This window comes from Amycolatopsis heterodermiae, assembly GCF_034929455.1.
GTDB lineage: Bacteria > Actinomycetota > Actinomycetes > Mycobacteriales > Pseudonocardiaceae > Amycolatopsis > Amycolatopsis heterodermiae.
In genome coordinates this window covers 182,654-209,478 of the sequence record NZ_JAYFSI010000011.1, presented here as the reverse complement: position 1 = coordinate 209,478, position 26,825 = coordinate 182,654, and the positions used below count along the sequence as shown (strand labels likewise).

Annotated in this window: 28 protein-coding genes and 1 riboswitch; of the genes, 14 read left to right on the top strand and 14 right to left on the bottom strand. The window is 71.1% G+C overall.

Features of this window, described 5'->3' with window-relative positions:
• Positions 1-96: 96 nt before the first annotated feature.
• Genes VA596_RS36785 through VA596_RS36775 form a run of 3 tightly spaced genes read right to left on the bottom strand, consistent with a single transcriptional unit; the run spans position 97 to position 4,486 of the window.
• A complete protein-coding gene (locus VA596_RS36785) occupies positions 97-2,100 on the bottom strand; it encodes an ABC transporter ATP-binding protein (protein ID WP_323333433.1) in 2,004 nt (667 codons plus the stop codon).
• Positions 2,097-3,830 (bottom strand): ABC transporter ATP-binding protein, encoded by a 1,734-nt coding sequence (locus VA596_RS36780; protein ID WP_323333431.1) that lies wholly within the window; start codon positions 3,828-3,830, stop codon positions 2,097-2,099. The genes VA596_RS36785 and VA596_RS36780 overlap by 4 nt, the downstream gene beginning before the upstream one ends.
• Positions 3,824-4,486: a TetR/AcrR family transcriptional regulator gene (locus VA596_RS36775; protein WP_323333429.1), complete on the bottom strand. Its 663-nt coding sequence runs from the start codon at positions 4,484-4,486 to the stop codon at positions 3,824-3,826. The genes VA596_RS36780 and VA596_RS36775 overlap by 7 nt, the downstream gene beginning before the upstream one ends.
• Positions 4,487-4,975: 489 nt before the next feature.
• Here VA596_RS36775 and VA596_RS36770 point away from each other — a divergent pair, with 489 nt between their 5' ends.
• From VA596_RS36770 to VA596_RS36730, 9 genes are all read left to right on the top strand, one after another.
• Entirely contained in the window at positions 4,976-6,247 is a 1,272-nt protein-coding gene (locus VA596_RS36770; RefSeq protein ID WP_323333427.1) for a sensor histidine kinase, read from the top strand.
• Positions 6,244-6,681 carry a roadblock/LC7 domain-containing protein gene (locus tag VA596_RS36765; protein ID WP_323333425.1) on the top strand — a complete coding sequence of 146 codons (438 nt, stop codon included), beginning with the start codon at positions 6,244-6,246 and terminating at the stop codon, positions 6,679-6,681. The genes VA596_RS36770 and VA596_RS36765 overlap by 4 nt, the downstream gene beginning before the upstream one ends.
• Before the next feature lie 23 nt (positions 6,682-6,704).
• Positions 6,705-7,091 (top strand): DUF742 domain-containing protein, encoded by a 387-nt coding sequence (locus VA596_RS36760; RefSeq protein ID WP_323333423.1) that lies wholly within the window; start codon positions 6,705-6,707, stop codon positions 7,089-7,091.
• Positions 7,066-7,686 carry a GTP-binding protein gene (locus tag VA596_RS36755; RefSeq protein WP_323333421.1) on the top strand — a complete coding sequence of 207 codons (621 nt, stop codon included), beginning with the start codon at positions 7,066-7,068 and terminating at the stop codon, positions 7,684-7,686. The genes VA596_RS36760 and VA596_RS36755 overlap by 26 nt, the downstream gene beginning before the upstream one ends.
• Positions 7,687-7,713: 27 nt before the next feature.
• The gene (locus VA596_RS36750; RefSeq protein WP_323333419.1) at positions 7,714-8,940 is read left to right on the top strand and encodes a styrene monooxygenase/indole monooxygenase family protein; all 1,227 of its coding nucleotides are present in this window, start codon (positions 7,714-7,716) and stop codon (positions 8,938-8,940) included.
• A gap of 83 nt (positions 8,941-9,023) precedes the next feature.
• Complete coding sequence (gene ku / locus VA596_RS36745; protein ID WP_323333417.1) at positions 9,024-9,917, top strand: non-homologous end joining protein Ku; 894 nt, start codon at positions 9,024-9,026, stop codon at positions 9,915-9,917.
• 121 nt (positions 9,918-10,038) lie between these two features.
• The gene (locus VA596_RS36740; RefSeq protein ID WP_323333415.1) at positions 10,039-10,248 is read left to right on the top strand and encodes a hypothetical protein; all 210 of its coding nucleotides are present in this window, start codon (positions 10,039-10,041) and stop codon (positions 10,246-10,248) included.
• 247 nt (positions 10,249-10,495) lie between these two features.
• Positions 10,496-10,834 (top strand): Cd(II)/Pb(II)-sensing metalloregulatory transcriptional regulator CmtR, encoded by a 339-nt coding sequence (gene cmtR / locus VA596_RS36735; protein ID WP_323333413.1) that lies wholly within the window; start codon positions 10,496-10,498, stop codon positions 10,832-10,834.
• A 20-nt stretch (positions 10,835-10,854) separates the two neighbouring features.
• On the top strand, positions 10,855-11,490 hold the full coding sequence (locus tag VA596_RS36730) for a cation transporter (protein ID WP_323333411.1): 636 nt from the start codon (positions 10,855-10,857) through the stop codon (positions 11,488-11,490).
• A gap of 32 nt (positions 11,491-11,522) precedes the next feature.
• Here the strand turns inward: VA596_RS36730 and VA596_RS36725 are convergent, their stop codons facing one another.
• The 5 genes from VA596_RS36725 to VA596_RS36705 all read right to left on the bottom strand — a co-directional run bounded on the left by VA596_RS36725 (position 11,523) and on the right by VA596_RS36705 (position 15,892).
• Positions 11,523-11,678, bottom strand: a complete 156-nt coding sequence (locus tag VA596_RS36725; RefSeq protein WP_247052228.1) for a hypothetical protein — start codon at positions 11,676-11,678, stop codon at positions 11,523-11,525.
• Positions 11,679-11,804: 126 nt separating this feature from the next.
• On the bottom strand, positions 11,805-13,265 hold the full coding sequence (ahcY, locus tag VA596_RS36720) for an adenosylhomocysteinase (protein WP_323333409.1): 1,461 nt from the start codon (positions 13,263-13,265) through the stop codon (positions 11,805-11,807).
• Between the two features lie 152 nt (positions 13,266-13,417).
• Positions 13,418-13,496, bottom strand: a riboswitch (S-adenosyl-L-homocysteine riboswitch).
• Positions 13,497-13,562: 66 nt separating this feature from the next.
• A complete protein-coding gene (locus VA596_RS36715) occupies positions 13,563-14,045 on the bottom strand; it encodes a GNAT family N-acetyltransferase (protein ID WP_323333407.1) in 483 nt (160 codons plus the stop codon).
• Positions 14,042-14,944, bottom strand: coding sequence for a hypothetical protein (locus VA596_RS36710; RefSeq protein WP_323333405.1), 903 nt, complete (start codon positions 14,942-14,944; stop codon positions 14,042-14,044). The genes VA596_RS36715 and VA596_RS36710 overlap by 4 nt, the downstream gene beginning before the upstream one ends.
• Positions 14,945-15,001: 57 nt before the next feature.
• Entirely contained in the window at positions 15,002-15,892 is an 891-nt protein-coding gene (locus tag VA596_RS36705) for an AurF N-oxygenase family protein (RefSeq protein WP_323333403.1), read from the bottom strand.
• Between the two features lie 87 nt (positions 15,893-15,979).
• On the opposite strand from VA596_RS36705, the gene VA596_RS36700 reads away from it, so the two are divergent.
• Positions 15,980-16,642 carry a TetR/AcrR family transcriptional regulator gene (locus tag VA596_RS36700; RefSeq protein ID WP_323333401.1) on the top strand — a complete coding sequence of 221 codons (663 nt, stop codon included), beginning with the start codon at positions 15,980-15,982 and terminating at the stop codon, positions 16,640-16,642.
• Here the strand turns inward: VA596_RS36700 and VA596_RS36695 are convergent.
• Both VA596_RS36695 and VA596_RS36690 read right to left on the bottom strand, forming a co-directional pair.
• Positions 16,639-17,664 (bottom strand): DNA polymerase IV, encoded by a 1,026-nt coding sequence (locus VA596_RS36695; RefSeq protein WP_323333399.1) that lies wholly within the window; start codon positions 17,662-17,664, stop codon positions 16,639-16,641. The two genes, VA596_RS36700 and VA596_RS36695, sit on opposite strands and share 4 nt — an antisense overlap.
• 14 nt (positions 17,665-17,678) lie before the next feature.
• Positions 17,679-17,942: a DUF3040 domain-containing protein gene (locus VA596_RS36690; RefSeq protein ID WP_323333397.1), complete on the bottom strand. Its 264-nt coding sequence runs from the start codon at positions 17,940-17,942 to the stop codon at positions 17,679-17,681.
• A 288-nt stretch (positions 17,943-18,230) separates the two neighbouring features.
• Here VA596_RS36690 and VA596_RS36685 point away from each other — a divergent pair, with 288 nt between their 5' ends.
• Positions 18,231-19,292 (top strand): cobalamin-independent methionine synthase II family protein, encoded by a 1,062-nt coding sequence (locus VA596_RS36685; RefSeq protein ID WP_323333395.1) that lies wholly within the window; start codon positions 18,231-18,233, stop codon positions 19,290-19,292.
• Between the two features lie 39 nt (positions 19,293-19,331).
• On the opposite strand, the gene VA596_RS36680 is transcribed toward VA596_RS36685, so the two are convergent.
• Both VA596_RS36680 and VA596_RS36675 read right to left on the bottom strand, forming a co-directional pair.
• On the bottom strand, positions 19,332-19,964 hold the full coding sequence (locus VA596_RS36680; protein ID WP_323333393.1) for a LysE family translocator: 633 nt from the start codon (positions 19,962-19,964) through the stop codon (positions 19,332-19,334).
• A gap of 33 nt (positions 19,965-19,997) precedes the next feature.
• Positions 19,998-20,474, bottom strand: coding sequence for a MarR family winged helix-turn-helix transcriptional regulator (locus VA596_RS36675; RefSeq protein WP_323333391.1), 477 nt, complete (start codon positions 20,472-20,474; stop codon positions 19,998-20,000).
• 77 nt (positions 20,475-20,551) lie between these two features.
• Between VA596_RS36675 and VA596_RS36670 the strand changes: the two genes are divergently transcribed.
• The gene (locus VA596_RS36670; protein WP_323333390.1) at positions 20,552-21,163 is read left to right on the top strand and encodes a GTP cyclohydrolase II; all 612 of its coding nucleotides are present in this window, start codon (positions 20,552-20,554) and stop codon (positions 21,161-21,163) included.
• Here VA596_RS36670 and VA596_RS36665 read toward each other — a convergent pair.
• Positions 21,160-21,690: a MarR family winged helix-turn-helix transcriptional regulator gene (locus VA596_RS36665; RefSeq protein ID WP_323333389.1), complete on the bottom strand. Its 531-nt coding sequence runs from the start codon at positions 21,688-21,690 to the stop codon at positions 21,160-21,162. The two genes, VA596_RS36670 and VA596_RS36665, sit on opposite strands and share 4 nt — an antisense overlap.
• 97 nt (positions 21,691-21,787) lie before the next feature.
• Here VA596_RS36665 and VA596_RS36660 point away from each other — a divergent pair, with 97 nt between their 5' ends.
• Both VA596_RS36660 and VA596_RS36655 read left to right on the top strand, forming a co-directional pair.
• Positions 21,788-22,750: an MBL fold metallo-hydrolase gene (locus tag VA596_RS36660; protein ID WP_323333387.1), complete on the top strand. Its 963-nt coding sequence runs from the start codon at positions 21,788-21,790 to the stop codon at positions 22,748-22,750.
• Between the two features lie 2 nt (positions 22,751-22,752).
• Positions 22,753-24,243, top strand: coding sequence for an FAD-dependent monooxygenase (locus VA596_RS36655; RefSeq protein ID WP_323333385.1), 1,491 nt, complete (start codon positions 22,753-22,755; stop codon positions 24,241-24,243).
• 48 nt (positions 24,244-24,291) lie between these two features.
• Here the strand turns inward: VA596_RS36655 and VA596_RS36650 are convergent, their stop codons facing one another.
• Positions 24,292-26,505, bottom strand: a complete 2,214-nt coding sequence (locus VA596_RS36650; protein WP_323333382.1) for a discoidin domain-containing protein — start codon at positions 26,503-26,505, stop codon at positions 24,292-24,294.
• Positions 26,506-26,825: the final 320 nt, after the last annotated feature.

Genomic DNA, 26,825 nt, shown 5'->3' with positions numbered 1-26,825 from the left:
TCGCTTTGGAGGAAGCCAGATTACCGCTCGTCGCACCGGGTCCCGCCTCCGGCCGTGCCCTCCCGGAGCGCGTGGCTCCGGGAGGGCACGCGCGCGTCAGTCCGTCTCGGCCATGGCCTCGGCGAACTGCGCCGCGTACAACCGCGCGTACGCGCCGTCGCTGTGCAGCAGCGTTTCGTGGTTGCCGTGCTCGACGATCTGCCCGTGCTCCATCACCAGGATCACATCGGCGTCCCGGATCGTGGAGAGCCGGTGCGCGATGACGAAGCTGGTGCGGCCCGAGCGCAGCTCGTTCATCGCCCGCTGGATGAGCACCTCGGTGCGGGTGTCGACCGAGCTGGTCGCCTCGTCGAGGATGAGGATGACCGGCCGGGCCAGGAACGCCCGCGCGACCGTGATCAGCTGCTTCTCACCCGCGCTGACCGTGCCGCCCTCGTCGTCGAGGACCGTCTCGTACCCGTCCGGCAGGGTGCGCACGAACCGGTCGACGTACGTCGCCTTCGCCGCTTCGATGATCTCGTCGCGGGTCGGGTCGTCGGCGCCGTAGGCGATGTTCTCCGCGATCGTGCCGCCGAACAGCCACGCGTCCTGCAGCACCATGCCGGTCTGGTCGCGCAGCTCCTCGCGGTTCATCTTCGCGATGTCGACGCCGTCGAGCGTGATCCGCCCGCCGTCGAGCTCGTAGAACCGCATGAGCAGGTTGACCAGCGTCGTCTTGCCGGCCCCGGTCGGGCCGACGATCGCCACCGTCTGACCGGGCTCGACCGTCAGCGACAGGTCGTCGATGAGCGGCTTCTCCGGCAGGTAGCGGAACGAGACGTCCTGGAACTCGACGCGCCCGCGCACCACGGCCGGGCGCTCCGGGTCGGCGGGCTCCGGTCCCTGCTCCTCGGCGTCGAGCAGCGCGAACACCCGCTCGGCCGAGGCGACCCCGGACTGCAGCAGGTTCGCCATGCTGGCGATCTGCGTCACCGGCTGGCTGAACTGGCGCGAGTACTGGATGAACGCCTGCACCTCGCCGAGTGTGAGACTGCCCGACGCGACGCGCAGCGCGCCGATCACGGCCACCAGGACGTAGCTCAGGTTGCCGATGAACATCATCGCCGGCTGGATCATCCCGGAGATGAACTGCGCCCGGAAGCTCGCCTGGTACAGCGTCTCGTTCTGCTGGTCGAAGATCGCCGCGGACTCCTCGCGACGGCCGAACACCTTGACCAGCGAGTGGCCGGTGTACATCTCCTCGACGTGCGCGTTGAGCTTGCCGGTCGTGGCCCACTGCTTGATGAAGTTCGGCTGGGCCCGCTTCCCGACCTTGCCCGCCACCACCGCCGAGAGCGGCACGGTGATCAGCGCGATGAGCGCCAGCAGCGGCGAGATCAGGAACATCATGATCAGCACGCCGATCACGGTCAGCAGCGACGCGACGATCTGGGACAGCGTCTGCTGCAGCGACTGCGCCAGGTTGTCGATGTCGTTGGTGACGCGGGAGAGGACCTCACCGCGCGGCTGGCGGTCGAAGTACTTCAGCGGCAGCCGCGCGAACTTCTCCTCGACCTGCTGGCGCAGGCGGTAGACGGCCTGCTGCACCAGCGTCGTGGTCAGCCGGGCCTGGATCAGCCCGAAGAACGACGCGATGACGAACAGCGCCAGCACGGTCAGCAGGATCTGGCCGACCTTGTCGAAGTCGATGCCGACGCCGGGCACGAGGTCGACGCGGCCGTAGATGTCGGCGAGCGTGCCGTTGCCCTGGGCGCGCAGCCCCGCGACGACCTGCTCCTTGGTGACGCCCGGGGGCACCGCCTTGCCGAGCACGCCGGCCAGGATCGCGTCGGTGGCCTGGCCGAGGATCTTCGGCCCGATCACGGTGAGCGTGACGCTCGCCGCGCCGAGCACGAGCACGCCGATCAGGGCGGCCCGCTGCGGCGCCAGCAGGCGCAGCAGCCGCTTGAGCGAACCCTTGAAGTCGAGGGCCTTCTCCGGCGGCGCGCCGCCGGCCATCCAGCGGCCCGGCCCCGCGGTCGCCGCGCCGGTGTTCTTCTGCCGCTCGGCCGTGGGCCGTTCCCCGGCCTCGGTGACGGCGGATTCTTCCGTGGTGCTCATGCCGCCTCCTGTTCGGTCAGCTGGGACAGCACGATCTCCCGGTAGGTTTCGTTGCCGTCCATGAGTTCGTGGTGGGTGCCGGTGCCGACGACGCGGCCCTCGTCGAGGACGATGATCCGGTCGGCGCCGCGGATGGTGCTGACCCGCTGGGCGACGATGACCACCGTGGCGTCGGCGGTCTCCGGCACCAGCGCGCGGCGCAGGGCCGCGTCGGTCGCGTAGTCGAGCGCGGAGAACGAGTCGTCGAACAGGTAGATCTCCGGCTTGTGCACCAGCATCCGGGCGATCGCGAGCCGCTGCCGCTGCCCGCCCGAGACGTTCGTGCCGCCCTGGGCGATCGGCGCGTCCAGGCCCTCGGCCATCGCTTCGACGAAGTCCTTGCCCTGCGCCACCTCCAGCGCGTGCCACAGTTCCTCGTCGGTGGCGTCCGGGTTGCCGTACCGGAGGTTGGTCGCGATCGTGCCGGCGAACAGGTACGGCTTCTGGGGCACCAGCCCGACCGCGCGGGCGAGCACCGCCGGGTCCAGGTCGCGCACGTCGACGCCGTCGACCTTCACGGTGCCCTGGGTGGCGTCCATCAGCCGCGGGATCAGGTTGAGCAGCGTGGTCTTGCCGGTACCGGTCGAGCCGATCACCGCGGTCGTCTCACCCGGGCGCCCGATCAGCGAGATGTCGCACAGCACCGGCTGTTCCGCGCCGGGGTAGCGGAACTCGACCCCGGACAGCTCCAGGTGCCCGTGCACCTTGCCGGGCCGGATCGGCGTGACCGGCGGGCGGACGCTGGACTCGGTGTCGAGCACCTCACTGATCCGCTCGGCGCTGACCTCCGCGCGCGGCACCATCATGAACATGAAGGTGGCCATCATGACCGCCATCAGGATCTGCAGCAGGTAGGACAGGAACGCCGTTAGGGCGCCGATCTGCATGCTGCCGGAGTCGATGCGCTGCCCGCCGAACCACAGCACCGCGACGCTGGAGGCGTTCATCACCAGCATGACGATCGGGAACATCAGCGCCATCAGGCGCCCGACCCGCAGCGAGACGGTGAGCAGCTCGTCGTTGGCGACGTCGAAGCGCGCGCGCTCGTGCTTGTCTCGGACGAACGCGCGGATGACGCGGATGCCCATGATCTGCTCGCGCAGCACCTGGTTGATCCGGTCGAGCCGCACCTGCATCAGCCGGAACGCCGGGCGCATCCGGGAGATGATGATCCCGACCGCCAGCGCCAGCACGGGCACGATGACCAGCAGCAGCGAGGAGAGCGGCACGTCGAGGTTCAGCGCCAGGACGATGCCGCCGACGCACATGATCGGCGCGGACACCATCAGCGTCAGCGTCATCAGCACCAGCATCTGGACCTGCTGGACGTCGTTGGTGGTGCGGGTGATCAGCGACGGCGTGCCGAACTGGCCGACCTCGCGGGCCGAGAAGTCCTGCACCTGGTGGAAGATCCCGGCGCGGATGTCGCGCCCGACCGCCATCGCGGTGCGGGCGCCGAAGTAGACCGCGCCGATCGAGCCGGCGATCTGGGCCAGCGTCACGGCCAGCATCACCCCGCCGATGCGGACGATGTAGCCCATGTCGCCCTTGATCAGCCCGTTGTCGACGATGTCGGCGTTGAGCGTCGGCAGGTAGAGCATCGCGATCGTCTGCACCAGCTGCAGCACGACGATCACCCACAGCGTGGTTTTGTACGGGCGCAGGTGAGTGCGCAGGAGCTTGACTAGCACAACGGTTCCCCCAGTGTGGTGGTGTCCGGTTCGGTTTTCGGTGTGGTGCCGCCGGTCAGGGTCGGCATGCCGGTGGCCAGCTCGTCCAGCAGCCGTTCCAGGGTCGGCAGGAACGGTTCGCCCTCGCTCATGAACCAGTTGACGAAGGCGACCCGGACGGCGCTTTCCACCGACGAGGCCATCAGGCGGCAGAGCAGGTGGTCCGCCCCGCCCGCCCGCTTGGCGATCGTTTCGGCGAGGACCCGCTCGACCGCCGCGTGGGCGTTGAGGAACTCCCCGCGCAGCATCAGCTGCCCCATCAGCTCCCGCAGGCGCGTAACATACGCGCGATCCGGTTCGCCTTCACGTGAATATTGCTCGACCACCGCCTGCTTGACGGACTCCCACAGCGGCTCGCCCTCGGGCCGGGCGAGCAGCGCCTCGCGCATCCCCTCGTGGCGGTCGACGACCATCGAGCAGACCGCTTGCTCCTTGCTCGAGAAGTAGTTGTTGAACGTCCGCGGGGAGACCCCGACCTCGGTCGCGATGTCCTCCACCCGGACGTTCTCCAGCCCGCGGTCGAGCGCGAGCCGCAGGGCGGCCTGCGCCAGCGCCCGGCGGGCTTCGCGCTTCTTGCGCTCCCGCAGGCTCAGGTTCGGTGGGTCGAGCGACGTCATGGGCGGAGTGTAGCGAAAAACTTGCGGGGCACGCAAAAAAGTGCGGGCCACGCAAGATTGGGACGAACCGGACACCTCCCGGGCCTGCCGGCCGCGGTCCAGGCCGGCGCGTCGTTCTGCGGGTCGGTGGCCTGGACCTGCAGGGAGACGGCCTCCTCGGTGCTGGCGACCCTCAGGGTCGAGGTCTGCCCGAGGTGGCGCGACACGTCCACCGTGTGCTGGGCGTGGCCGGTGTTCGTGTCGAGGTTCGAGTAGTTCCCGAGGCGGCCGTGTGCGCTCTGTTGCGTGACGCAAATTGCAAAATAGAGCCGAATGGCCTAGCCGGCTGCTCTCACCAGGAGCGACGCGGCGGATACCCGCTCACTGGGCGCGCACGCGCGGAAACCGGCTGTGGACACATAACAAGCCGGTCTGCTTGCATGTCCGTCGTCGCCGCCGGGGGTCGGCACGCCGACAGCAAACCTGAGCGGGGAAGAGTTGGGACCACACATGCCGAGCCGGGCCCGGGAACTCCTGGATCGATCACGCGTGCTGCTGGACCGCTCGCGGGTCGCCGCCGCGCAGTACCTCACGGCGCCGCCCAAGCACCCGCAGCACGGCACGCCCGGGTACGCCCCCGCCGAGTACACCCCCGCGGCCGGCCCGGCGATCGCCGAGCTGTCGCGACCCGAGCCGTCGTCGCCGGCCGGGGAGCCCGTGCTGGCCGAGATCTGCGCCAGCGTCGCGCTGCGCGACCTCAACCTGCTCGACCAGCTGCTCGCCCGCCTGGAGGAACTGGAGGCGGGGGAGGAGGACCACCACCGCCTCGCCGAGCTCTACCAGCTCGACCACCTCGCCACCCGGCTGCGCCGCAACGCCGAGAACCTGCGCGTGCTGTCCGGGCAGGAGTCCGCCGACGCCGCCGCGCGCGCCACGTCGATGCTCGACCTCATGCGCGAGGCGATGTCCTCGATCGACCACTACGCCCGGATCACCATCGGCCGGGTCGTCAACCTCGGTGTCGTCGGCTTCGCCGCCGAGGACCTCGGCCGGGTGCTGGCCGAGCTGTTCGACAACGCCGCCAACCAGTCGTCCCCGAGCTCGCCGGTGCACGTCAGCGCGCACCTCACCGAGCAGGGCAGCGTGCTCGTCCGGGTCGAGGACGAGGGCATCGGCATCCCCGCCGAGCGCATCTCCGGCCTCAACACGCGCCTGGCCGCGGGCGGTGACCTCGACGACGGCGCCGCGCGGCACATGGGCCTCGCCGTGGTCGCCCGGCTCGCGGCCCGCCACGACGTCACGGTCCGCCTCGACCGGCGCAGCCCGCACGGCACGGTCGCCACCGTGCTGCTGCCGACCGGCATCGTCACCGAGCTGGCCGAGCGCGCGTGGTCGGGCACCCGGACCGTCACCGCGGAACCGGCGGTGGTGGCCGAAAGCGAACCGGTCACCACGGGCGGGCTGCCGCGCCGCCGCCCGGGCGCCTTCCCGCGCGAGGAGCCCGCCGAGCCCACGCTGCGCAAGCCCGCGCCCCGGCCCCGGCCGGTCGAGCAGCCGTCAGGCGGCACCACGGCGAACGGCCTGCCGCGCCGCGTGCCCGGCAGCATCCGCGGCGCCGCCCCGGAACCGCCGCCGCCCCCGCCCGCCACGGGCGCGGACGCCGCGTCCGGCCACGACAAGCTGCTCGCGGACCTCGGCGCCTTCGCCGACGGCGAGCGGGCCGCGCTGAGCGAACGCAACCGCACCTCGCCCGACGAGACGCCCGGAGGATCCGCCTCGTGAGCGCACCGCACCCGGCCCCGGCGGACTTCGCCTGGCTGCTCGACGACTTCGTGCGCAAGGTCCACGGCGTCAGCCACGCGCTGATCATGAGCGTGGACGGCTTTCCCCTCACCGCGTCCGACTCGGTCGGCGAAGCCGAGGCCGAGCAGCTGGCGGCCATCGCCAGCGGCCTGCTCTCGCTGGCCGGCAACAGCGCGGCGCTGTTCGGCAAGGGCGCCTGCGAGCAGATCATCATCCGGCTCACCCACGGCTACTTCCTGTTCATGGGCATCGGTTCCGGTGCCGGGCTGGCCGTGCTGACCGCGGCCGAGGCGGACATGAAGGTCGTCGCCTACGAGATGACCCAGTTCATCACCAACGCCGGCCACGCGCTCACCCCCGAGGTACGCGCCGAGCTGCGCCAGGTACTGACCGCGCGCCGGCCCCGGGTGTGATGGTCGTGCCCCACGAGGAAGTGATGCCCGTGTCCCGAGTGGACACCCATGCCGGTTCACCGCTACCCCGGCGGAGCCGCCGGATCCGCGCTTACGCGCTCACCGGCGGCCGCACCAGCACCCGGCACCAGCTGCTGGTCGAGACGCTGGTTTCGGTGCCGCAGTACGACCCGTCGCTCGGCGACACGCTCATGCCGGAGTCGCGCGCGCTCTACGAACGCGCCCGGGTGCGGTGCTCCATCGCCGAGCTGTCGGTCGGGCTGGGCCTGCCGCTGGGCGTGGTGCGCGTGCTGATCGGCGACCTCGCGTCCCAGGGCGCGGTCTTCGTCCACCCCACGGCGCACGCCTACCACCACGACACGAACGTGCTCGAGAGGATCCTTGATGGGCTCAAGCGGCTCCCCGCCTGAGGGCGATCTGCTGGCGATCTCCGCGAAGATCGTCGTCGCCGGGGGCTTCGGTGTCGGCAAGACGACCTTCGTCGGCGCGGTCTCGGAAACCCCGCCGATGAGCAACGAGGCGTGGATGACCGAAGCCGGCGAGGGCATCGACGACGTCCCGCCCGCCGGCAAGTCGACCACCACCGTCGCGATGGACTTCGGCCGCATCACGCTGCGCCCGGACCTGCTGCTGTACCTGTTCGGCACGCCGGGGCAGGCGCGGTTCTGGTTCCTCTGGGACGACCTCAGCCGCGGCGCGCTCGGCGCGGTCGTGCTGGTCGACACCAGCCGGATCGACGAGTCGTTCGCGGCGATCGACTACTTCGAGAACGACTCGGAGCTGCCGTTCGTCGTCGCGGTCAACCAGTTCGAGGGCAAGCCGGTGCACGACCTCGACGAGGTGCGCGACGCGCTGGCCCTCGACCCGGCCGTCCCGCTGATCACCTGCGACGCCCGCGACCGGGCTTCGACCATCGCCGCCCTGACCGAGCTGGTCGGTCACACCCTCTCGCTGGCCGTCCTGTCGGGACCGCGCGAGCTGGCCGTCAGCACCCCGCACGCCTGAAGTGACGAACCGGAGGAGAAGAGCCGCATGCGCAAGGTCCTGATCGTGGGCGCGGGGCAGTCCGGCTTGCAGCTGGCGCTGGGCCTGCTGGGGAAGGACTACGACGTCACGGTGATGTCGGCGCGGACCCCGGACGAGATCCGGTCCGGGCGCGTGATGTCGACCCAGTGCATGTTCCACGACGCGCTGCAGCACGAGCGTGAGCTGGGCGCGAACCTCTGGGAAGCCGAGACGGTGAACGTCGAGGGCCTCGGCGTCTCGGTGGCCGCGCCGGACGGCGACCGCGCGCTCGACTGGTTCGCCGGGCTGGACGACGTCGCCCAGTCGGTCGACCAGCGGGTGAAGATGGCCGGCTGGCTCGAGCTGTTCGAGGAGCGCGGCGGCAAGCTCGTGATCCACGGCGTCATGACGTCCGAATTGGACGCGCTCTCGCGGCTCTACGACCTGGTGATCGTCTCGGCCGGCAAGGGCGAGCTGGTGCAGCTGTTCGACCGGGTGCCCGAGCGCTCGCCGTACACGCAGCCGCAGCGCGCGCTCTCGCTGGCCTACGCCCACGGCGTGCACCGGCGCCCGGAGCACCCGGAGAAGGCGGCGGTGCGGTTCAACATCGTCCCCGACGTCGGCGAGCTGTTCATGATCCCGGCGTACACGCTCAGCGGGAACTGCGACATCCTCTTCTTCGAGGGTGTCCCCGGCGGCCCGCTGGACTGCTTCGACGACCGCCCGGACGCGGCCGACCACTTCTCGCGCATCCTCGACCTGATGAAGCGGTTCGTCCCGTGGGAGTACGAGCGCTGCCGGGACGCCGAGCTGACCGACGCGAAGGCGACGCTGGCCGGCGGCTACACGCCGGTGGTGCGCAACCCGGTCGGCACCCTGCCGGGTGGCGCGACCGTGCTGGGCATGGCCGACGTCGTCGTGGCGAACGACCCGATCACCGGCCAGGGCTCGAACAACGCGAGCCACTGCGCCGCGACCTACCTGGACGCGATCGTGGAGCACGGCGACCGGCCGTTCGACGCGGCCTGGATGGACGCCACGTTCGAGCGCTACTGGGAGTACGCCCGGCACGTCACCGAATGGACCAACGCGCTGCTCCAGCCGCCGCCCCCGCACGTGCTCCAGATCCTCGGCGTCGCGGGCCAGAACCCGGCCGTGGCGCGGCGGTTCGCCAACGGGTTCACCGATCCGACGGACTTCCGGAACTGGTTCATGGACCCCGCACTCTGGGAGAAGTACCTGGCAGAGGTCTAGATCGCGTCGCGCCGGGCTGTCGCCGCCGGGCATTTCGGGCTACGGTTGTTACGTAGCGTGAGTGCGATCCGGAGGTGCGTGGCATGCGGGCGATGTGGAAGGGCTCGGTCTCGTTCGGGCTGGTGTCCATCCCGATCCAGCTGTACGCGGCTACGGAGAACAAGAATGTCTCCCTCCGGCAGGTGCACGAGGCCGACGGCGGCCGCATCCAGTACAAGCGGTTCTGCACGATCGACGGCGCCGAGGTGCCCTACGCCGAGATCGCCAAGGGCTACGAGTTGCCCGACGGCGAGATGGTCGTGATCACCGACGCCGAGATGGCCGAGCTGCCGCTGTCCTCGCAGCGCACGATCGACGTGCTGGAGTTCGTCCCGCTGGAGTCGATCGACCCGATCCAGTACGACCGGACGTACTACCTGGAGCCGCAGAAGAACGCGGTGAAGCCGTACATCGTGCTGCGCGACGCCCTGCACAAGGCCGGCCAGGTCGCCGTCGCGAAGGTCGCCGTGCGGCAGCGCGAGAGCATGGCGGTGCTGCGCGTGCACGCCGACGTCCTGGTGATGACGACCATGCTGTGGCCCGACGAGGTCCGCGAGCCGGACTTCCCGTTCCTGCGCGACGACCCGCCGCAGATCCGGCCGCAGGAGCTGTCCATGGCCGGCTCCCTGATCGACTCGCTGGCCGAGCCGGTGTACGAGTCCGAAAAGTACCGCGACCACTACCGCGAGGCGCTCGAGGAGATGATCGAGGCGAAGGTCGCGGGGGAGGAGACGACCAAGCCCGCGGCGGTCACCGCCAAGGCCGACGTCGTCGACCTGATGGCGGCCCTTCAGGCCAGTGTGGACGCGGCGAAGAAGTCGCGCGAGCCGGCCAAGGCGGCTGTGTCCACTTCGGAAGGGTCCGATTCGGACACCGCGGACGAGAAGCCGGCCAAGAAGCCGGCCGCGCGCAAACGCGCCCCGAAGAAGTCGGCCTGACCGCACGGACGGGTGGTCGTCCCGACACGCCGTCCCGCTGCCACGCCCGGCCGCATCCCGGTGGTACCAAGGGGTGCGGTCGCTTCGCGTCCGGCACGATCGCGGAAGGGTGGACGGGGTCATGGAGTGCGCGTCCTGCGATGCGGCGATCGATCACTGCCACGGCACGCTGGTGGTGCACCCGGAGGGCGGCTTCGCCGAGTGCACCGATCCGGGCTGTGTGGACGGTGACCGGCTCCGGCACGGGCTGATCGTCGACTGCCAGACCCTCGGCGGCGGCTGCGCCTGCGCCACCGCGCCGGGAAAACCCTTGCTGCGCCAGGTTTCCTGAGCCTCCCGCCAGGATCCGTGAAGGCCTTCCCGCCGGACGTCACCGTCCACCGGGGAGGCCTTCACGGCTATGAAGGGGACGTCAAGAACGTAACCCGATCGTGTATGCATCTGTGTACAGGGGCTGGGCGATGTGCTAACACTAACGAGGTCCTTCGGCTCTCCCTCCCCCTCGGAGCCGGAGGACCCTTTCATGTCCGGGCCCGGTCCGTTGTGGATACGTCAGCCCCGGCTGTACAGTTCAGCGCATGGTGACGTGTGAGACGCGGGAGTCGGCGCTCTCCCGGATCGGGCGGGCGCTCGCCGACCCGACCCGCTGCCGGATCCTGACCGCCCTGCTGGACGGCCCCTGTTACCCCGGGCGGCTCGCGGGGGAGCTCGGCCTGAGCCGGTCCAACGTTTCGAACCACCTCTCGTGCCTGCGGGGCTGCGGGCTGGTGGTGGCGAGCTACGAGGGCCGTCAGGTGCGCTACGACCTCGCCGACGCCCACCTGGCCCGCGCGCTGCGCGAACTGGTCCAGGTCGTGCTGGCCGTCGAGCCGGGGGACGACTGTGCCGACGAAGATGTGCCGGTGGCGGCGCGGTGACGGCCGCGGCGGGGGAGCCCGTGACCTGTGCCGACGGCTGCTGCGCGGCGGAAGGGGCGGCGCCGGATCGCCGCGGCGTGCTGGTGCGCCGGGTCCGGCTGCTGGTGGCGGCGACGATCACCTACAACGTCGTCGAAGCCGTGATCGCCCTCACCGCCGGCGCCGCGGCCTCGTCGGGCGCGCTGATCGGCTTCGGGCTGGATTCGGTGATCGAAGTGGCCTCGGCGGTGGCGGTCGCCTGGCAGTTTTCGGGAAAAGATCACGACGTGCGCGAACGGCGGGCGCTGAAAATGATCGCCCTGTCGTTTTTCGCATTGGCGATCTACGTCACGTTTGAAGCCGGGCGGACGTTTTTCGCGGCGGCGGCGCCGGAAAGTTCGGTCACCGGGGCTGTGCTCGCGGCGGTTTCGCTCGCGGTGATGCCCGCGCTCTCGGCGGCTCAGCGCCGTACGGGGCGGGAACTGGGCTCGGCCAGCGCGGTCGCGGACTCGCGGCAGACGTTGCTCTGCACGTACCTTTCGGCCGTGCTGCTGGCCGGGTTGCTGCTCAACACGCTGTTCGGCTGGTGGTGGGCCGATCCGGCCGTCGCGCTGGCGATCGCTTTCGTCGCAACGAAAGAAGGCCGAACGGCCTGGCGCGGTCAGCATTGCTGCTGACGCGCGCCAGGCCGCTGGCGGGGGTCACGGGATCAGTACCAGTGCGCGCGGCCACCGATCTTGCGGCCGGTGCCGCCGAGGATGGCCAGCGCCACGCCGGCCACGGCCAGCACGATGCCGATGGTGTACAGCACCGGAATACCGACAATGAAGCCGATGACCAGCAGAATGACACCGAGAACGATCACTTGACACACTCCTTCGCACGAGACCCGGCCCGGCTCCGTGCCGTCCGGGCGGATGCGTTTCTTCTCGAGGGGAGGATGGCCACTTTCGCGGTGCCCCAAACTGCGGCAAATGGAGCAACTTCCGGATCAGTACCGGTAGTGATCGAGCTTGTACGGACCCTCGACGTCCACGCCGATGTACTCGGCCTGCGCCTTGGTCAGCTTCGTCAGCCGCACCCCGAGGGCGTCCAGGTGCAGGCGGGCGACCTTTTCGTCCAGGTGCTTGGGCAGCCGGTGGACGTCGGTGGCGTACTCGCCGGGCTTGGCGAACAGCTCGATCTGGGCGATCGCCTGGTTGGTGAACGAGTTCGACATCACGAACGAGGGGTGCCCGGTCGCGTTGCCGAGGTTCATCAGGCGGCCCTCGGAGAGCACGATGATCGCGTGGCCGTCGGCGAACGTCCACTCGTGCACCTGCGGCTTGATCTCGTGCTTGACGACGCCGGGCAGCTTCGCCAGGCCCGCCATGTCGATCTCGTTGTCGAAGTGCCCGACGTTGGCGACGATCGCGTTGTGCTTCATCCGCGTCATCTGGGCGGCGGAGATGATGCCGAAGTTGCCGGTGGTCGTGATGAAGATGTCCGCGGTCTCGACGACGTCGTCCAGCTCGACCACGTCGAGCCCGTCCATCGCGGCCTGCAGCGCGCAGATCGGGTCGATCTCGGTGACGGAGACGCGGGCGCCCTGGCCGCGCAGCGCCTCGACCGCGCCCTTGCCGACGTCGCCGTAGCCGCAGACGAGGACGCGCTTGCCGCCGATCATCACGTCGGTGGCGCGGTTGATCCCGTCGACCAGCGAGTGCCGGATGCCGTACTTGTTGTCGAACTTGGACTTCGTCACCGAGTCGTTGACGTTCATCGCGGGGAAGAGCAGCTCGCCGTCCTTGGCGAGCTTGTAGAGCCGCTTGACGCCGTTGGTGGTCTCCTCGGTGACGCCGCGGATCTCCTTGGCCATCCGGGTGAACCGGTCGCCGTCCCTGGCCACGCTGGCGCGCAGCGTCTCCAGGACGATCCGGTACTCGTCGGCGTCCTCTTCGGACGGTTGCGGGACGGCGCCCGCCGCCTCGAACTCGACTCCCTTGTGGACGAGCAGGGTGGCGTCACCGCCGTCGTCGAGGATCATGTTCGGCGCCTGGCCGCCGGCGAAGGCGAAGAGCTGGTCGGTGCACCACCAGTACTCCTCGAGCGTCTCGCCCTTCCACGCGAACACCGGCGTGCCGGTCGGCGCGTCGACCGTGCCCTCCGGGCCGACGACGACGGCCGCGGCGGCCTCGTCCTGGGTGGAGAAGATGTTGCAGGACACCCAGCGCACCTCGGCGCCGAGCGCGACCAGGGTCTCGATCAGCACGGCGGTCTGCACGGTCATGTGCAGGGAGCCGGCGACGCGGGCGCCCTTCAGCGGCTGCGCGGCGGCGTACTGGCGGCGGATCGCCATCAGGCCGGGCATCTCGTGCTCGGCCAGCCGCAGCTGGGTCCGGCCGGCCTCGGCGAGGGTGAGGTCGGCGACGGCGAAGTCGAGTCCGTTGCGGCTCTGCAGTTTCTCGCTCATTCTTTCGTTCACTCCGGAATTCGTTGTTCGGACGGAAAAGGGCAGCACGAATAACGGCACGGCGAGTGCCGGAAGAGGTGGGGTGCCGGGGCTAGGTGCGGCCGCGCGGGGCCGGGTTTGCTTGCCGGGTATACAAAAAAGAGCACCTCCCGTGGTGGGAGGCGCCCTTGGGTCCGTGATCCCCGGCCCGAGCGTGGCGGAAGGGATTCCGTCGCAGCGCCTCTCGGACCGGAAACGCGCCGAAGGCCGGCGCACGCGGTTTCCGTCGTCCAGGATGGCAAAGCCGCCGGGAACCTGTCAAGCGAGGACGCAGGCCAGGAGAAGGTCGTCGACGTACTCGCCGCCGAGCAGGAATTCGTCCTGGAGCACGCCTTCCACGGCGAAGCCACAGCTCGCGTAGAGCCGGCGGGCGCCGGCGTTGTGACCGAGCACGCGCAGGGTCAGCTTGCGCGCCCCGCGGCGGCGGGCCTCGGCGATGGCCGCGTCGACCAGGTGCCGCCCGATCCCGAGCCGGCGCCGGTCCGGGTCGACCGCGAGCCCGCCGACGACCAGCACGTGCCGGTGGGCGGGGATGCCGAACCCCTCGTCCAGCCGGACGTAGCCGGCCACCACGCCGTCGTGCTCGGCGACGAGGACGTCCTCCGGCTGCGTGCCCTCGCCGAAGAACGGCGTGCCGGGCGCCGGAGCCGGGGCCGGGGACGTGTCCGGGCCCCAGGTGCGCTCGTCGAGCCGCGCCAGCGCGCCGTCGTCGGCGATGGTGGCGGTGCGGGTTTCGATCACCCGCCCAGCGCCGTCCACGCCTCTTCGACGACGGCGGCGAACCGCGCCGGGTCGTGCGCGTCCTCGGTGGTGGTGTTGCGCAGCTGGACGGTCAGCCCGCCGCCGGTGCGCTGGCAGCTCATGACGAAGGAGTTCTCGGGGTCGACGGTCTGTCCCGCCGGGGTGATCTCGTTGTGGATCAGGCACTGGACGGGCCCGATCCGCTTCAGCTCGGTCGAGGGCAGCGCCTGTCCGAGGGCGGCGGTGTCCTCGTACTGCGCGAGCAGCTCGGGCGAGTCCGCGCGGACCGCGGCCACCTGGAACCCGCTCGAGAGGCCCGGATCGCTGTAGGACCGGAACACGGCGGCCGCGCCACCGTAGGCCGCCGAGATCCGCGAGGCGTTCTCGGTCTCGGCCTTGTCGGCGCGCTCGATCTGCGACTTCCCGGTCGTGCCGCCCTTGGCGATCTTCGTGACCGCGGCCTGCGTGGTCTCGAACCCGCCGAGGGTGTCCGGCAGCTTCAGCGGCTGGGGGCTCGGGCCGCCGAGCAGGCCGATCACCAGCCACGGCACGCCGACCAGGAACGCACCCACCAAAACACCGATCAGCCCGACGGCGATCGGCCGCGCGAACAGCGGCCGGCGTCGTTCTCGCTGCCGAGCGGCCGGCGGCTGTGACTGCGGTTGCTGGGGTTGCCGCGGCTCCTGCTGCCCGAGCGGCGGCTGCTGGTGCTGCGCGGGCGGCAGTGACTGTTGCTGCGCGGGTTGCTGCGGTTCGTGCTGCGCGGGCAGCGGCTGGTGTTGCGCGGGCGGCTGTGACTGCTGTGACTGCTGCGCGGGCTGCATCGGTTGCGGCGTCGGATCCTGTTGTGCCGGCAGTGTCGGCTGCGGCTCGGGTCCGGGCGGGAACTCTGTGCTCACCCGGGGAATCCTGGCGGAACCGGCATCCGCCGTGAAGGGCAATGTGCGGACAGCACCTCAGATGAGATGTGCGCGCCGCCAAATGCCCTCGGACCGGCCGCCGATCAGCCCCGCTTCGCGCAGGAACGGCACGATCTTCTCGGCCATCCACCGCCGGGTCTCGTGGAAGTGCGGGTTCGCCAGGGCCGCGGCCCGGCCTTCGCGCGGGGCGATCCCGACGCTCCGGTAGATCCGCGGGTCGACCATGCTGTCGATGACGCCGAAGGCCACCAGCGCGGTCCGCGTCCGGTGCCGTTGCAGGGCCGCCTTCGACAATTTCGGTGTCTCCCGAAGGACTTCCTCCTTCGCGAACCGGACGTGCCGGGCCTCCTCGACGACGTGGATCCGGTTGACCGAGCGGATCAGCGGCTGGATGCCGTCGTCGTCCATCATGGACCGCTGCAGCCGGTCGGTGGTCTCCTCGGCGACCAGCACGCTGGCGAACATCGACGGCCCGGACGCGGTCGCGCCGAAGATCTTCGCCGCCCGGTGCACCAACTTCGGGACGCCGTAGCGCGGCACGCCGAGCCGCTCGGCGGTGCGGGCGAACATCACCGAATGGCGGGTCTCGTCGCCGATCTCGGTCATCGCGTACTGGGCGTGCTCGGTGCGCGCGTCCAGGTCGAAGACGTACCGGGCGAGCAGCTGCATCAGCACGATCTCGAACCACAGGCCGACGCTCATGATGCTGGCCATCTCGTGCTTGGACAGCTCGATCCGCTGCTCCGGCGTCAGCTTCGCCCACAGGTCGGTGCCGTAGAGCGACAGGCGCTCGAGCGGCATGTACGCCTTGCCCTCGGCGAGCGGCGCGGCCCAGTCGATGTCCACGTACGGGTCGTAGGAGTTCTTCGCGGAGCTCTTGAGCAGGCGAGCCGCGGTGACGTCCCGGTCCTGGGCCTCGACGCCCATGGCGGCCTCCGGAAAGTAGGGGGTACGCGATGTACTAGGTACTTCGGCAGCGTACACCGGCGGGCGGGTGGTGAGTAGGCTTTCGCCGTGACCAAGGTCGACGGGCGGGCGGCACGCTGGGCGGGCCAGCAGGAACGGCGGCGCGCGGAGTTCGTCGACGCCGCACTGGCCGCCATCGCCGAGCACGGCCCGGACGTCTCGACCGAGCAGATCGCCGAGCGTGCCGGCGTCGCGCGCACCCGGCTGTACCGGCACTTCGACGGCGCGCCCGACCTCCAGCGCGCGATCGCCTCCCGCGCGGCCGAGCTGGTGACGGCGGACCTGCAGCCGTTGTGGCACCCGTCGGGTTCCCCGCGCGAGATGATCGCCGCGGCGATCTCGACCCACCTGCGCTGGCTGACCGAGCACGCCCAGCTGCACCGCTACCTGGTCCGCACCCTGCCGAGCCTGCCGGAGGCGGACCGCACCGACGTCCGCGGCGCGATCGCCCGCCACCTCAGCCGGCTGTTCACCGGCTACCTGACGGCGTTCGGCCTGGACCCGGCCCCGGCGGACACGATCGCGTTCGGCCTGGTCGGCTACGTCGAATCGGCGACGACCCGCTGGCTCGACCACCCGGGTTCCCTGAGCCTGGAGCAGCTGACGGCCCAGCTGACGGGCACGATCTGGGCGATGCTGGACCACACGCTCCGGGCGGGCGGGGTGGAACTGGACCCGGACCGCCCGCTGCCCCTGCCGGACGGGATCTAGTCCTCGCGCGGGAACTCCGCGCGGACCCCGAGCAGCCGGACGGCCCGGGTCAGGTCGAACATCCCCAGCACCTCCTGCGCCGCCCGGTCCAGCTCCGCCGCGTCGGACGTCGGTTCCGGCAGCGTCACGCTGTGCGTGTGCGTCATGAACGGCACGAACCGGACCTTCACCGCGACCCGTGCCGCCGGGCGGCCCTCGTCCAGGACGTCCTGGGCCACGCGCTTCGCCAGCGTCGACACCTCCGCCGCCATCGCCGCCGGGTCGGTGAGGTCCTGCTGGAACGTCGTCTCGCGGCTGCGGGAGCGGGCCACGTACGGCGTCGCGCTCACCTCCGCGTCGCTGATGCCGCCGCCCAGCAGGCGCAGCCACGGGCCCGCCTTGGGGCCGAACCGCGCGGCCAGGACCGCGACGTCCGCGCCGGCCAGGTCCAGGACCGTGCTGATGCCCAGCTCGGCGAGCTTCTTGGTGGTCTTGCCGCCGATGCCCCAGAGCGCGTCGGTCGGCCGGGAAGCCATGACCTCCCACCAGTTCTCCTGCGTCAGCCGGAAGATCCCGCCCGGCTTGCCGAAGCCGGTGGCGAGCTTCGCGCGCAGCTTGTTGTCGCCGATCCCGACCGCGCACGACAACCCGGTGTCGCGGGCGACGGCCGCGCGCAGGTCCGCGGCCAGCGCCTCCGGGTCGTCGGCCGTCGCGCCGACGAACGCCTCGTCCCAGCCCTGCACCTCCACGACCACCGGGAACTCCCGCAGCGTGGCCATCACGCGCTCGGACACCTCGAGGTAGGCCGCGGGATCCGAGGGCAGGAAGACCGCTTCGGGACAGCGTTTCGCGGCGATCCGCAGCGGCATCCCGGAGTGGACCCCGAACTCGCGGGCCTCGTAGGACGCGGTCGCCACGACGGCGCGTTCGGCCGGGTCGCCGTTGCCGCCGACGACCACCGGCTTCCCGCGCAGCTCCGGGCGCCGGGCGATCTCGACCGCGGCGATGAACTGGTCGAGATCGACGTGCAGGACCCACTTCACGGGCCCAGTCTGCCTCAGATGCGGTGGCGCGCCACGTGGGTCCAGACGGTGCCGGTCAGGGCGAGGATCCCGCAGAGCGTGACGCCGGGGTCGGGCAGGACCAGCCCGACGACCAGCAGGGTCACGGCGGCGACGTCCATCGCGATGAGCAGCGCGGTCTTGAGCGCGCGCGGTTTCCGGCGCCGGCCTTCGCGCAGCGCGGTGGCCAGGTCGGGGTCGCTGATTTCGAGATGGCGCTCGATCTTCTCGAGCTCGGTTCGATCGTGGTGACTGAGCATCGGGGTACTCCTTCGGCGCCGAACCCGCCGTTCCGCAGAGCAGATACCCAATCGTCCTCTCACCGAACCGCCGAACGCCGTCTTCTTTTGTGCTTTTCGTTGCGCCGACCGGGTGATTGCCGATCCGTGACGGCCGCTGATCACGTTAAGTTCGCTTCGAACGTGGCCGGTCGAGGCCCGATCACGGAGGGGACACCCGCTCGCGGGTGGCCGTGGGGGCCCGGTCCGGCCGGTTCCACTTCGTGGCGGGCGTCGCCGGTCTGGCCGTCAACCAGCCGGAGGACCTTGATGACCCTGCCCACCGAACCGATCGGCAGCATCCCGCGCCCGGACTACCTGATCGCGGGGCTCGGCGACCTCGCCGCCGGACGCATCGACGCCGCCGCGCTCGGCGAGCTGGAGAGCCGCGCGCTGGCCGACACGATCAGCCGGTTCGAAGAGACCGGCTCGCCCGTGCTGACCGACGGCGAGCAGGGCAAGCCGAGCTTCGCGACCTACCCGCTGGCCGGGCTCACCGACCTGGCGCCGGACGGCGTCGTCATCCCCTTCGCCGACGGGCACACCCGCCAGCTGCCGCGGCTGACCGCGGGCCCGTTCCGCTACGCGACCCACGCGGACGAGTACCTGACGCGGGCGAAGGCGCTGACGGACAAGCCGGTCAAGCAGGCGGTGATCGCCGCGTCCGCGATCTCGCTCGTCTACCCCGGCGACGGCATCGAGGGCTACTCGCAGGAGCAGTTCGTCGCCGACCTGGTCAACGAGGCCGAGGCGGACATCCGCCGCAGCCTCGACGCGGGCGCGGACAGCGTGCAGATCGACTTCACCGAGGGACGGCTGTCGCTGAAGCTCGACCCGTCCGGCGGGCTGCTGCGGCAGTTCGTCGACCTGAACAACGCCGTGCTCGACCGGTTCACCGCCGAGGAGCGCGCGAAGATCGGCGTCCACACCTGCCCGGGTGGCGACCAGGATTCGGTGCACAGCCTCGACGTCGACTACGCGGGCCTGCTGCCGGCGCTGTTCGACCTCAAGGCGGGGCGCTTCTTCGTCCAGCTCGCCAGCGAGGCCGAACCGGCGCGCGCGCTCGAGGTCATCAAGGCGAACCTCAAGGGGGACCAGCGGGTCTTCGTCGGCGTCATCGACCCGATCGACCCGCGCGTCGAGACGCCGGAGGAGGTCCGCGACCGGGTGCTCGCCGCCGCGAAGTACATCCCGGCCGACCGGCTCGGCACCTGCGACGACTGCGGGTTCTCGCCGTTCGCCGACGACACGTCGACCTCGCGCGACATCGCGTTCGCGAAGATCACCGCGCGCGTCGAAGGCACGAAGCTGGCCGCCGAGAAGCTGGGCTGACCGCGGGGCCGGGGGCTGTCGCCGTGGCGGCCCCCGGCGTCACGCGGCTTCGACGGCCACCCGGACGCCGAGGGTGACGAGCAGGGTGCCCATCACGGCGTCCAGCCCGCGGCGCACCCGCCCGGAGGCGAAGAACCGCCGCAGCGCGCCGACCACGACGGCCAGGGTGACGAACCACAGCACGGTGCCGGCGGTGGCGATGGCGGCCAGCTCGAGGGTCTGCGGGGTGGAGCCGTCGGCGGGCAGGAACTGGGGGAGCAGCGCCAGGAAGTACACCGCGACCTTCGGGTTGAGCAGGTTGGTGAGCAGCCCCTGCCGGAACGCGGCCCCGGCGCCCTTCGGCTTCGGGGCTTGCGTCTCGCCGAGGTCGCGGTACTCCCCGCGCCGGACGGCCAGCCACGCCCGGACGCCGAGCACGACCAGATAACCGGCACCGACGAGCTTGACGACGGTGAAGGCCACGGCGGAGGCGGTGAGCACGGCCGCGACCCCGAACGCGATGGCGACCACCCAGGCGAACACCCCGAGCGCGATGCCCGCCCCTGCGGCGATCCCGGCCCGCCGCCCGCCGGTGAGCGCCGAGCGCGTCACGACGACGAAGTCGGGCCCGGGCGACATCGCGCCGAGGATCACGACGAGCAGGAACGAAGCGGCGGTGGCACCGGGGATCATGAACCCGAGGATAGGGTCGGGCGCCAGCGGTTTTCAGCCGGCTTCGACGCAGGGTTCGCCGGTGCAGAGGTGGCCGCAGAGGGCGTCGACGCCGTCGGCGAGTGCCGTGAACTGTTCCGGGTTCAGGCCGTCGACGAACAAGGTCCGGACCAGTTCCGCGTGGCCGGCCGCGGCTGCGCGCAGGCGGGCCTGGCCCTCGTCGGTGAGGTAGGCGATGACGCCGCGGTCGTCCGAGGGGCACGAGCGGCGGCCCACCAGGCCCGCCTTCTCCAGCTGGGCCACCTGGTAGCTCAGGCCGCTCTTCGACGTCAGCGCGGCGCCGGCCAGCTCCGTCATCCGCAGCTCGCCGTCCGCGGCCGACAGGCGGGCGAGGACCTCGTACTGGGGGTGGGACAGCCCGGCGTCGTCGCGCAGCTGCTGCTCGACCTTGCGGGTCAGCAGCGTGCCCGCCATCAGGAACCCCTGCCACGTCTTCAGCTCGCGCTCGGTCAGCCACCGGGGATCGCCCATGCGTCCATGGTATCAAGATTGTTCGAATTTGAACTTCGTGTAGGGTCGATCTTGTGGGCGACTCCAGGGGAGACAGCATGACGGCTGAGGTGCGGACGCGGGTCCGGATCCCGCTGCGGCTCGACGGCGGGCTCGCGGTCGACGCCGAGGCCGTCACCTTCCGCGGCCTGGCCGACGACGGCGAGCACCTCGCGTTCGTCCTGGGCACGCCGGGCGAGGTCCCGCTGGTGCGGCCGCATTCGGAGTGCCTGACCGGCGACGTCTTCGGCTCGGCGCGCTGCGACTGCGGGCCGCAGCTGGCCGAGGCCGTCGCGCGGATCTCCGAGGCCGGCGGGTACCTGCTGTACCTGCGCCAGGAGGGCCGGGGGATCGGCCTCTACAACAAGCTCGACGCGTACGCCCTGCAGGACGGCGGCCTCGACACCTACGCCGCGAACGCCGCGCTGGGCCTGCCCGAGGACGCCCGCGACTACACCGTCGCCGCCCAGATGCTCGGCGCGCTGGGTGCAGACCGGGTGGACCTGCTGTCGAACAACCCGGACAAGGCGGCCCAGCTGCGCGCCGCCGGCATCGCGGTCCGCGACCAGGTCGCGACGGGTGTGTACGCGACGGAGAACAACGTCCGGTACCTGCGGGCCAAGGCCGAGCAGACCGGCCACACGCTCAGCCTGCCCGGCATCGCCAGCTAGGTCAGGCGCTGGGCGGCGGCCGCGGCGGGGCCCGTGGTCAGCTTCTCCAGCAGTCCGATGAGGACGGTGCGTTCCTCGGGGGTCAGGGAGGAAGCCCAGGCCTGCTCGCGTTGATTGTGTGCCTGGTAGGCGTCGGTGACGGCGGCGTGCCCCGTCGGCGTGATGGCCAGGCTGACCGCGCGGCGGTCGCGGGGGACCTGGGTGCGCGTCACCAGGCCGTTGCCCTCCAGGGTCTTGACCAGTGCCGACACCGCCGCGCGGCTCATCCCGGCGAGCCGGGCGACGTGGCGTGACTCGAGCGGGCCCGCCAGCCAGAGCACGAACAGCACGCGGAAGCCGGCCCAGCTCAGCCCGCGCGGGCGGTGGACCGTCGACTCCCAGTCGTAGACCAGCGCGCCGGTGAGGCGGTGCAGGGTCAGGCCGAGGCGCATCGCGACCGGGTCGGTCGAGGGCAGCTCGGCCTGCGTCTTCCCGATCGCGTAGTCGACGAACGAGAGGTAGTCGAGGTCGGCCGGCTGGTCGCTCATGCGGCCCAGGTTAGGCGACGAGGGGTTCCCTCGGGCGCCCCGCCGGGCTAGCCTGACCGGAACGATAGTCAAACCTTTGATCAAAGGAGTGGTCGTCGTGACGAAGAAGGCCTTCGCCTCCTCGGCGGACCTGACGGAGAAAGCCCAGACCCTGGAGGTCCTCGCGGACGGCGTCTACGCGCTGACCGCCGAGGGCGACCCGAACATCGGCGCCGTCGAAGGGGAGGACTTCCTCGTCTGCTTCGAGGCGCTGGCGACGCCCGTCGCGGCGCGCGAATGGCTCGCGAAACTGCGTGAGCACACCGACAAACCCGTGCGGTACCTGGTCTTGAGCCACTACCACGCGGTGCGCGTGCTGGGCGCGTCGGCGTTCGACGCCGAGGTGATCGTCGCGCACGAGAACACCCGCGCGCTGGTCGCCGAACGCGGCAAAGAGGACTGGGAGAGCGAGTTCGGCCGGATGCCGCGGCTGGCGAAGAGCGCGGAGTCCGTCCCGGGCCTGACCTGGCCGACGCTCACCTTCTCCGACCGCCTGACCATCGACCTCGGCGGCGACCGCGGTGACCTCGTGCTGCAGTACTGCGGACGCGGGCACACCGAAGGCGACCTCGTGGCCTGGCTGCCGCGGCAGAAGATCCTCTACGCCGGTGACCTGGTCGAGGCCGAAGCCGCGCTCTACACCGGTGACGCCTTCCACCGCGAGTGGTCGTCGTCCACTTTGGACCGGGTCGCCGCCTTCGGTGCCGAGACGCTGATCGGGGGCCGCGGCGGGGTGAGCCGCGGCGCCGAAGCCGTCGACGCCGCGATCGCGCAGACCCGGCACTTCCTGACGACGATGCTGCGCGAGGTCGGCGCGGTCCGCGACGCCGGCGGCACGCTCAAGCAGGCCTTCGAACGCACTCACGCGGCGCTGGTGGACCAGTACGGCCACTGGCCGATCTTCGAGCACTGCCTGCCCTTCGACGTCTCCCGGCTGTGGGACGAGCTGGGCGGGATCGAGCGGCCGGTGGTGTGGACCGCCGAACGCGACCGCGAAGTCTGGGACCAGCTGCAGGACTGACGATGACCGTCGCCGTCCTCGGCAGCGGCCCGGTCGGGCAGACGGCCGCGCTGCTGCTCGCGCGCTGGGGTGTGCCGGTGGTGCTCGTCGACGAGCACCCGGTGCGCGATCCCGCCGGCTCCAAGGCGATCTGCCAGCAACGGGACACTTTGGACGTCTGGGCGTCCCTCGGCGCCGGCTGCCTGGCCGAGGAGGGCCTGACCTGGACGACCGCCCGGACGTTCCACCGCGACGCCGAGCTGTTCTCCTTGAAGCTGCCGGACGGCGGCTCCGCGCTGCCGCCCTTCGTCAACCTCTCGCAGGCCCGCGTCGAAGAGGTTCTGGACGAGCTGATCGCGCGGCAGCCGCTGATCGACGTCCGCCGCGGCTACCGCGTCACCGGCCTGGAACAGGGAATTTCCGTCGAGATCCAGTGCGAGACGGCGGACGGGCCGCGCCGGATCGAGGCCGACTACGCGATCGCGTGCACCGGCGCCCGCGGGGACGCAGTACGGCGGGCCCTCGGGCAGCGCCTCGAAGGAGTGTCCTTCCGGGACCTGTTCCTGATCTGCGACATCCGGGCCGACCTGCCGGGCTGGGCGGCCGAGCGGCGGTTCTACTTCGACCCGCCGTGGAACCCCGGCCGCCAGGTGCTGATCCACCCGTGCCCCGGCTCGCGGTTCCGCATCGACTGGCAGGTCCCGGAGGACTACGACCTCGCCGCCGAGGAAACCGGCGGGGCACTGGACGAGCGGATCCGGGCGATCCTCGGCGACCGGCCGTACGAGGTCGTCTGGCGCTCGGTGTACCGGTTCCACACGCGCCTGGTCGAGCGGATGCGCGTCGGGCGCGTCCTGCTGGCGGGGGACTGCGCGCACCTGGTCGCGCCGTTCGGCGCCCGCGGGCTCAACTCCGGGGTCGCCGACGCGGAGAACGCCGCGTGGAAGCTGGCCTGGGTCCTGCGCGGGCACGCGGGGGAGGAGCTGCTGGAGAGCTACCACACCGAGCGGCACGCGGCCGCGGTGGAGAACGCCGAGGTGACGACGGCGACCATGGACTTCCTGGTGCCCCAGGACGAAGCCCGGCGCGAACACCGCGCCAAGGCGCTGGCCGGGGGCGTCCACGCCGAGGTCGACTCGGGACGGCTCGCCGAGCCGTTCTGGTACACCGAATCCCCGCTGACCACGCCGGATCCGCGACGCCCGTTCGCCGGACGTCCGCCACGCGGCACGCTGCCGCCACCCGGGCCGGGGGTTCTCCTGCCGGACATCACGGTCCCGGCCGGCCGCATCAGAGACCTGGCGCGGCAAGGGTTCCTGCTGCTGACGACCCCCGGCGTGGACGCCGCGGGGATGCGGTCGGCGGAGATCCCGGTGGGCGGCGCGCTGGGCGCGCGCCCGGGCGAGGCCTGGCTGGTCCGCCCGGACGCGTACGTCGCCGCGGTACTACCCGACCCGACCGCGCCGGAGGTCGCCATTGCCCTCCGGCGCGGCTCAGGTGGCACTTTCACGTGAAAGCGACCACCTGGGGGCGGCACTTTCACGTGAAAGTGCCGGACCGGGTCACGGGTAGTTGTTCAGCGGGCTCACCTGGTGGGCCGTGTTCGCCGGGTCACCCGTGTCGTTGATGACGTGCGCGATCGTGCCCACGCCGCCGAGCGACACCGAGACCAGGTTGTGGAACCGGACCCCGCTGTTGTTCGGCACTTCGAACGAGTGACTGGCCACGATGGACGGGTTGGTCTGGAAGAAGCAGTAGCTGCCCAGCCCCCACGCCTCGTGGCTGGTCACCGAGTCGGCCACCTTGTACGCCGCCCAGCCCTGCCGTCCGCCGCCGCTGGACCAGGACGCCTGGTCCGGCGGGTCGTACGGCATCTCGTTCTGGAAGAAGTACGTGCGCCCGCCGTTGCCGTTCCAGAGCACCTCGTACTGCTGGTAGTGCTCGACGAACAGGCCGTACATCGTCACGTTCGCGCCGTTGACCACCAGGCCGTTCGCCGCGGTGTTGACGTTCCAGCCGACGCCGTTCGAGTGGTCGCCGCGCCACAGCCACATGTGGTCGCCGATCACGTTGTTCGAGTTGACCACCAGCGTCTGCGTCGCCCGGCCGACGGCGGCGCCGCCGATCCGGAAGAACACGTCGTGCAGCGACGTCGGGTCGGCCGCGTGGTTCGCGGCCGAGCCCGGCTGCCCGATCTGCATCAGCACCGGCGAGTTGACCGCCCCGGCGTCGATCAGCAACCCGGCGATCTTCACACCGTCCACATCGGACGTCGTGATGGCCGCGGTGCCGTTGGTCGGCTGCAGCGTCGCCAGGCCGAGGCCGAGCACCACGGTGTCCGGGCGCGTGACGTTCAGCGCCTGGTCGAGGTGGTACACGCCCGGCGTGACCAGCAGGTTCTTGCCCGCCGCCAGCGCCGCGTTGATCGTCGCGGCCGAGTCGGACGGCTTGGCCACGTAGAACTCGCTGAGCGAGATCGACTGCCCGGCGGGAGCGCCGTGGCCCCAGCTGGTGCCGGCGGAGTTCTGCCGCAGCGCGGGCACGAACACGTTGTAGCTGCCCGAGCCGTCGACGTAGAGGAACGGCTTCTCGCGGATCACCGGCGTCTGGCCGACGACGGTCTCCGGCGGGTTCGGGAACGACGCCGCCGGCGTGCCGGTCGAGCCCACGAACACCATGTTCCACACGCCGCCCGCCCAGCTGCCGAGCTCGCTGTTGCGGGTCAGGAACTGCTGCTGTGAACCGGAAACGGCCTGCCCGTCGATCTTGCTGTCGGCGATCAGGCCGCCACTGGCCCAGCCGTCACCGCCGTTCCACAGCTGGATCTGGCTGCCCTTCAGGTGCATCCGGCGGTACGGCGCGGCCTGCGCGACCGCCCACCGCTCGACCTGCCCGGCCGGCAGCGTCACCGACAGGTTCTCCGCGGAGCGCCAGAAGTTCTGCGTCGCGTTGCCCTTGTTGGCCGGGTTGTCACCCTGCTGCAGCCAGTCCGCCTCGACGCGGACGTGGCCGTTGAGGTTGACGTCGTCGGGCGACAGGCCCAGGCCCGCGACCTGCTCGTAGAACCCGAGGTTGACGTCGGCGTTGTAGTTGCCCGGCTTGAACAGCACGGCGTAACGCTGGTCGCCGAACTGGTTGGTGTGCTGCTGGTTCGCGATCTGCGTCAGCCGGTCCTGGATCGTGCCCGCCGGGGTCGACGGGTCGAACACCGACACGTTCGGCCCGAGGTCCGGGTTGCGCGGGTCGGTCGGCGGGATCGTGGTGCCGCCGCCGGTGCCGTGCGCCGCGACCTCCCACAGGGAGTAGCCGTAGCCGGTGGCCCGCTGGGTGCCGTTGATCCGCAGGTACCGGGCCGTGCCGGTGACGGGCACGGTCTGCGTGCCGCCGGTGCCGGTGGTGGTCGAGTACGCGTCGGTCCAGCTCGTGCCGTTGCTCGAGAGCTGCACGGTGAACGCCTTGGCGTACGCGGCTTCCCACGTCAGCACGACGTCACAGAGCTGCTGGGCCGAACCCAGGTCGACCTGGAGCCACTGCGGGTCGCTGAACGCGCTCGACCAGCGGGTGCCGGTGTTCCCGTCGACGGCGTTCGACGCCGGGGTGCCGCCGTTTTCGGTGGACGACGCGGTCGCGGTGCGGCCCTGGGCGAGGTTCGTGGTCCCGCACGCGGCGGCCTGCGCCGGTGGGGAACCGAGGACGGTCGCCGTGGCGAACGCGGTGAGGAGGGTGGTGGAGACGGCGAGGAACCGCCGTCCCCGGGAGAACGTCGTTGATCTCATCTGCCTGCCTGATCGGTCGGAGAAACTCCGGCGGGCCGCGCGCGGGGCACGGCGGCGTGCCGGGCGGGCCCCACTGCCCGCGCCGGCGTCCGGGTGGTGCGACGGGTCCGCGGCCGGGGCGTCCGCCGGGCCCCGTGAGCCGGGGAGCAGGGCGAAGCGGGCGGCGCGACGGCGAACCAGTCAGCCCGAAGGGGTGGAATCGATCCAGGTGGCGGCCACGGAACCGGTTCCGTCGAAGCGAGGAGCAGTTAACATCGCGCGCCGGGCGAGCGTCAAGGTCCCGGCCGGGATTCCTTCTCCCGGCCCAGTGTCCGGGCCGT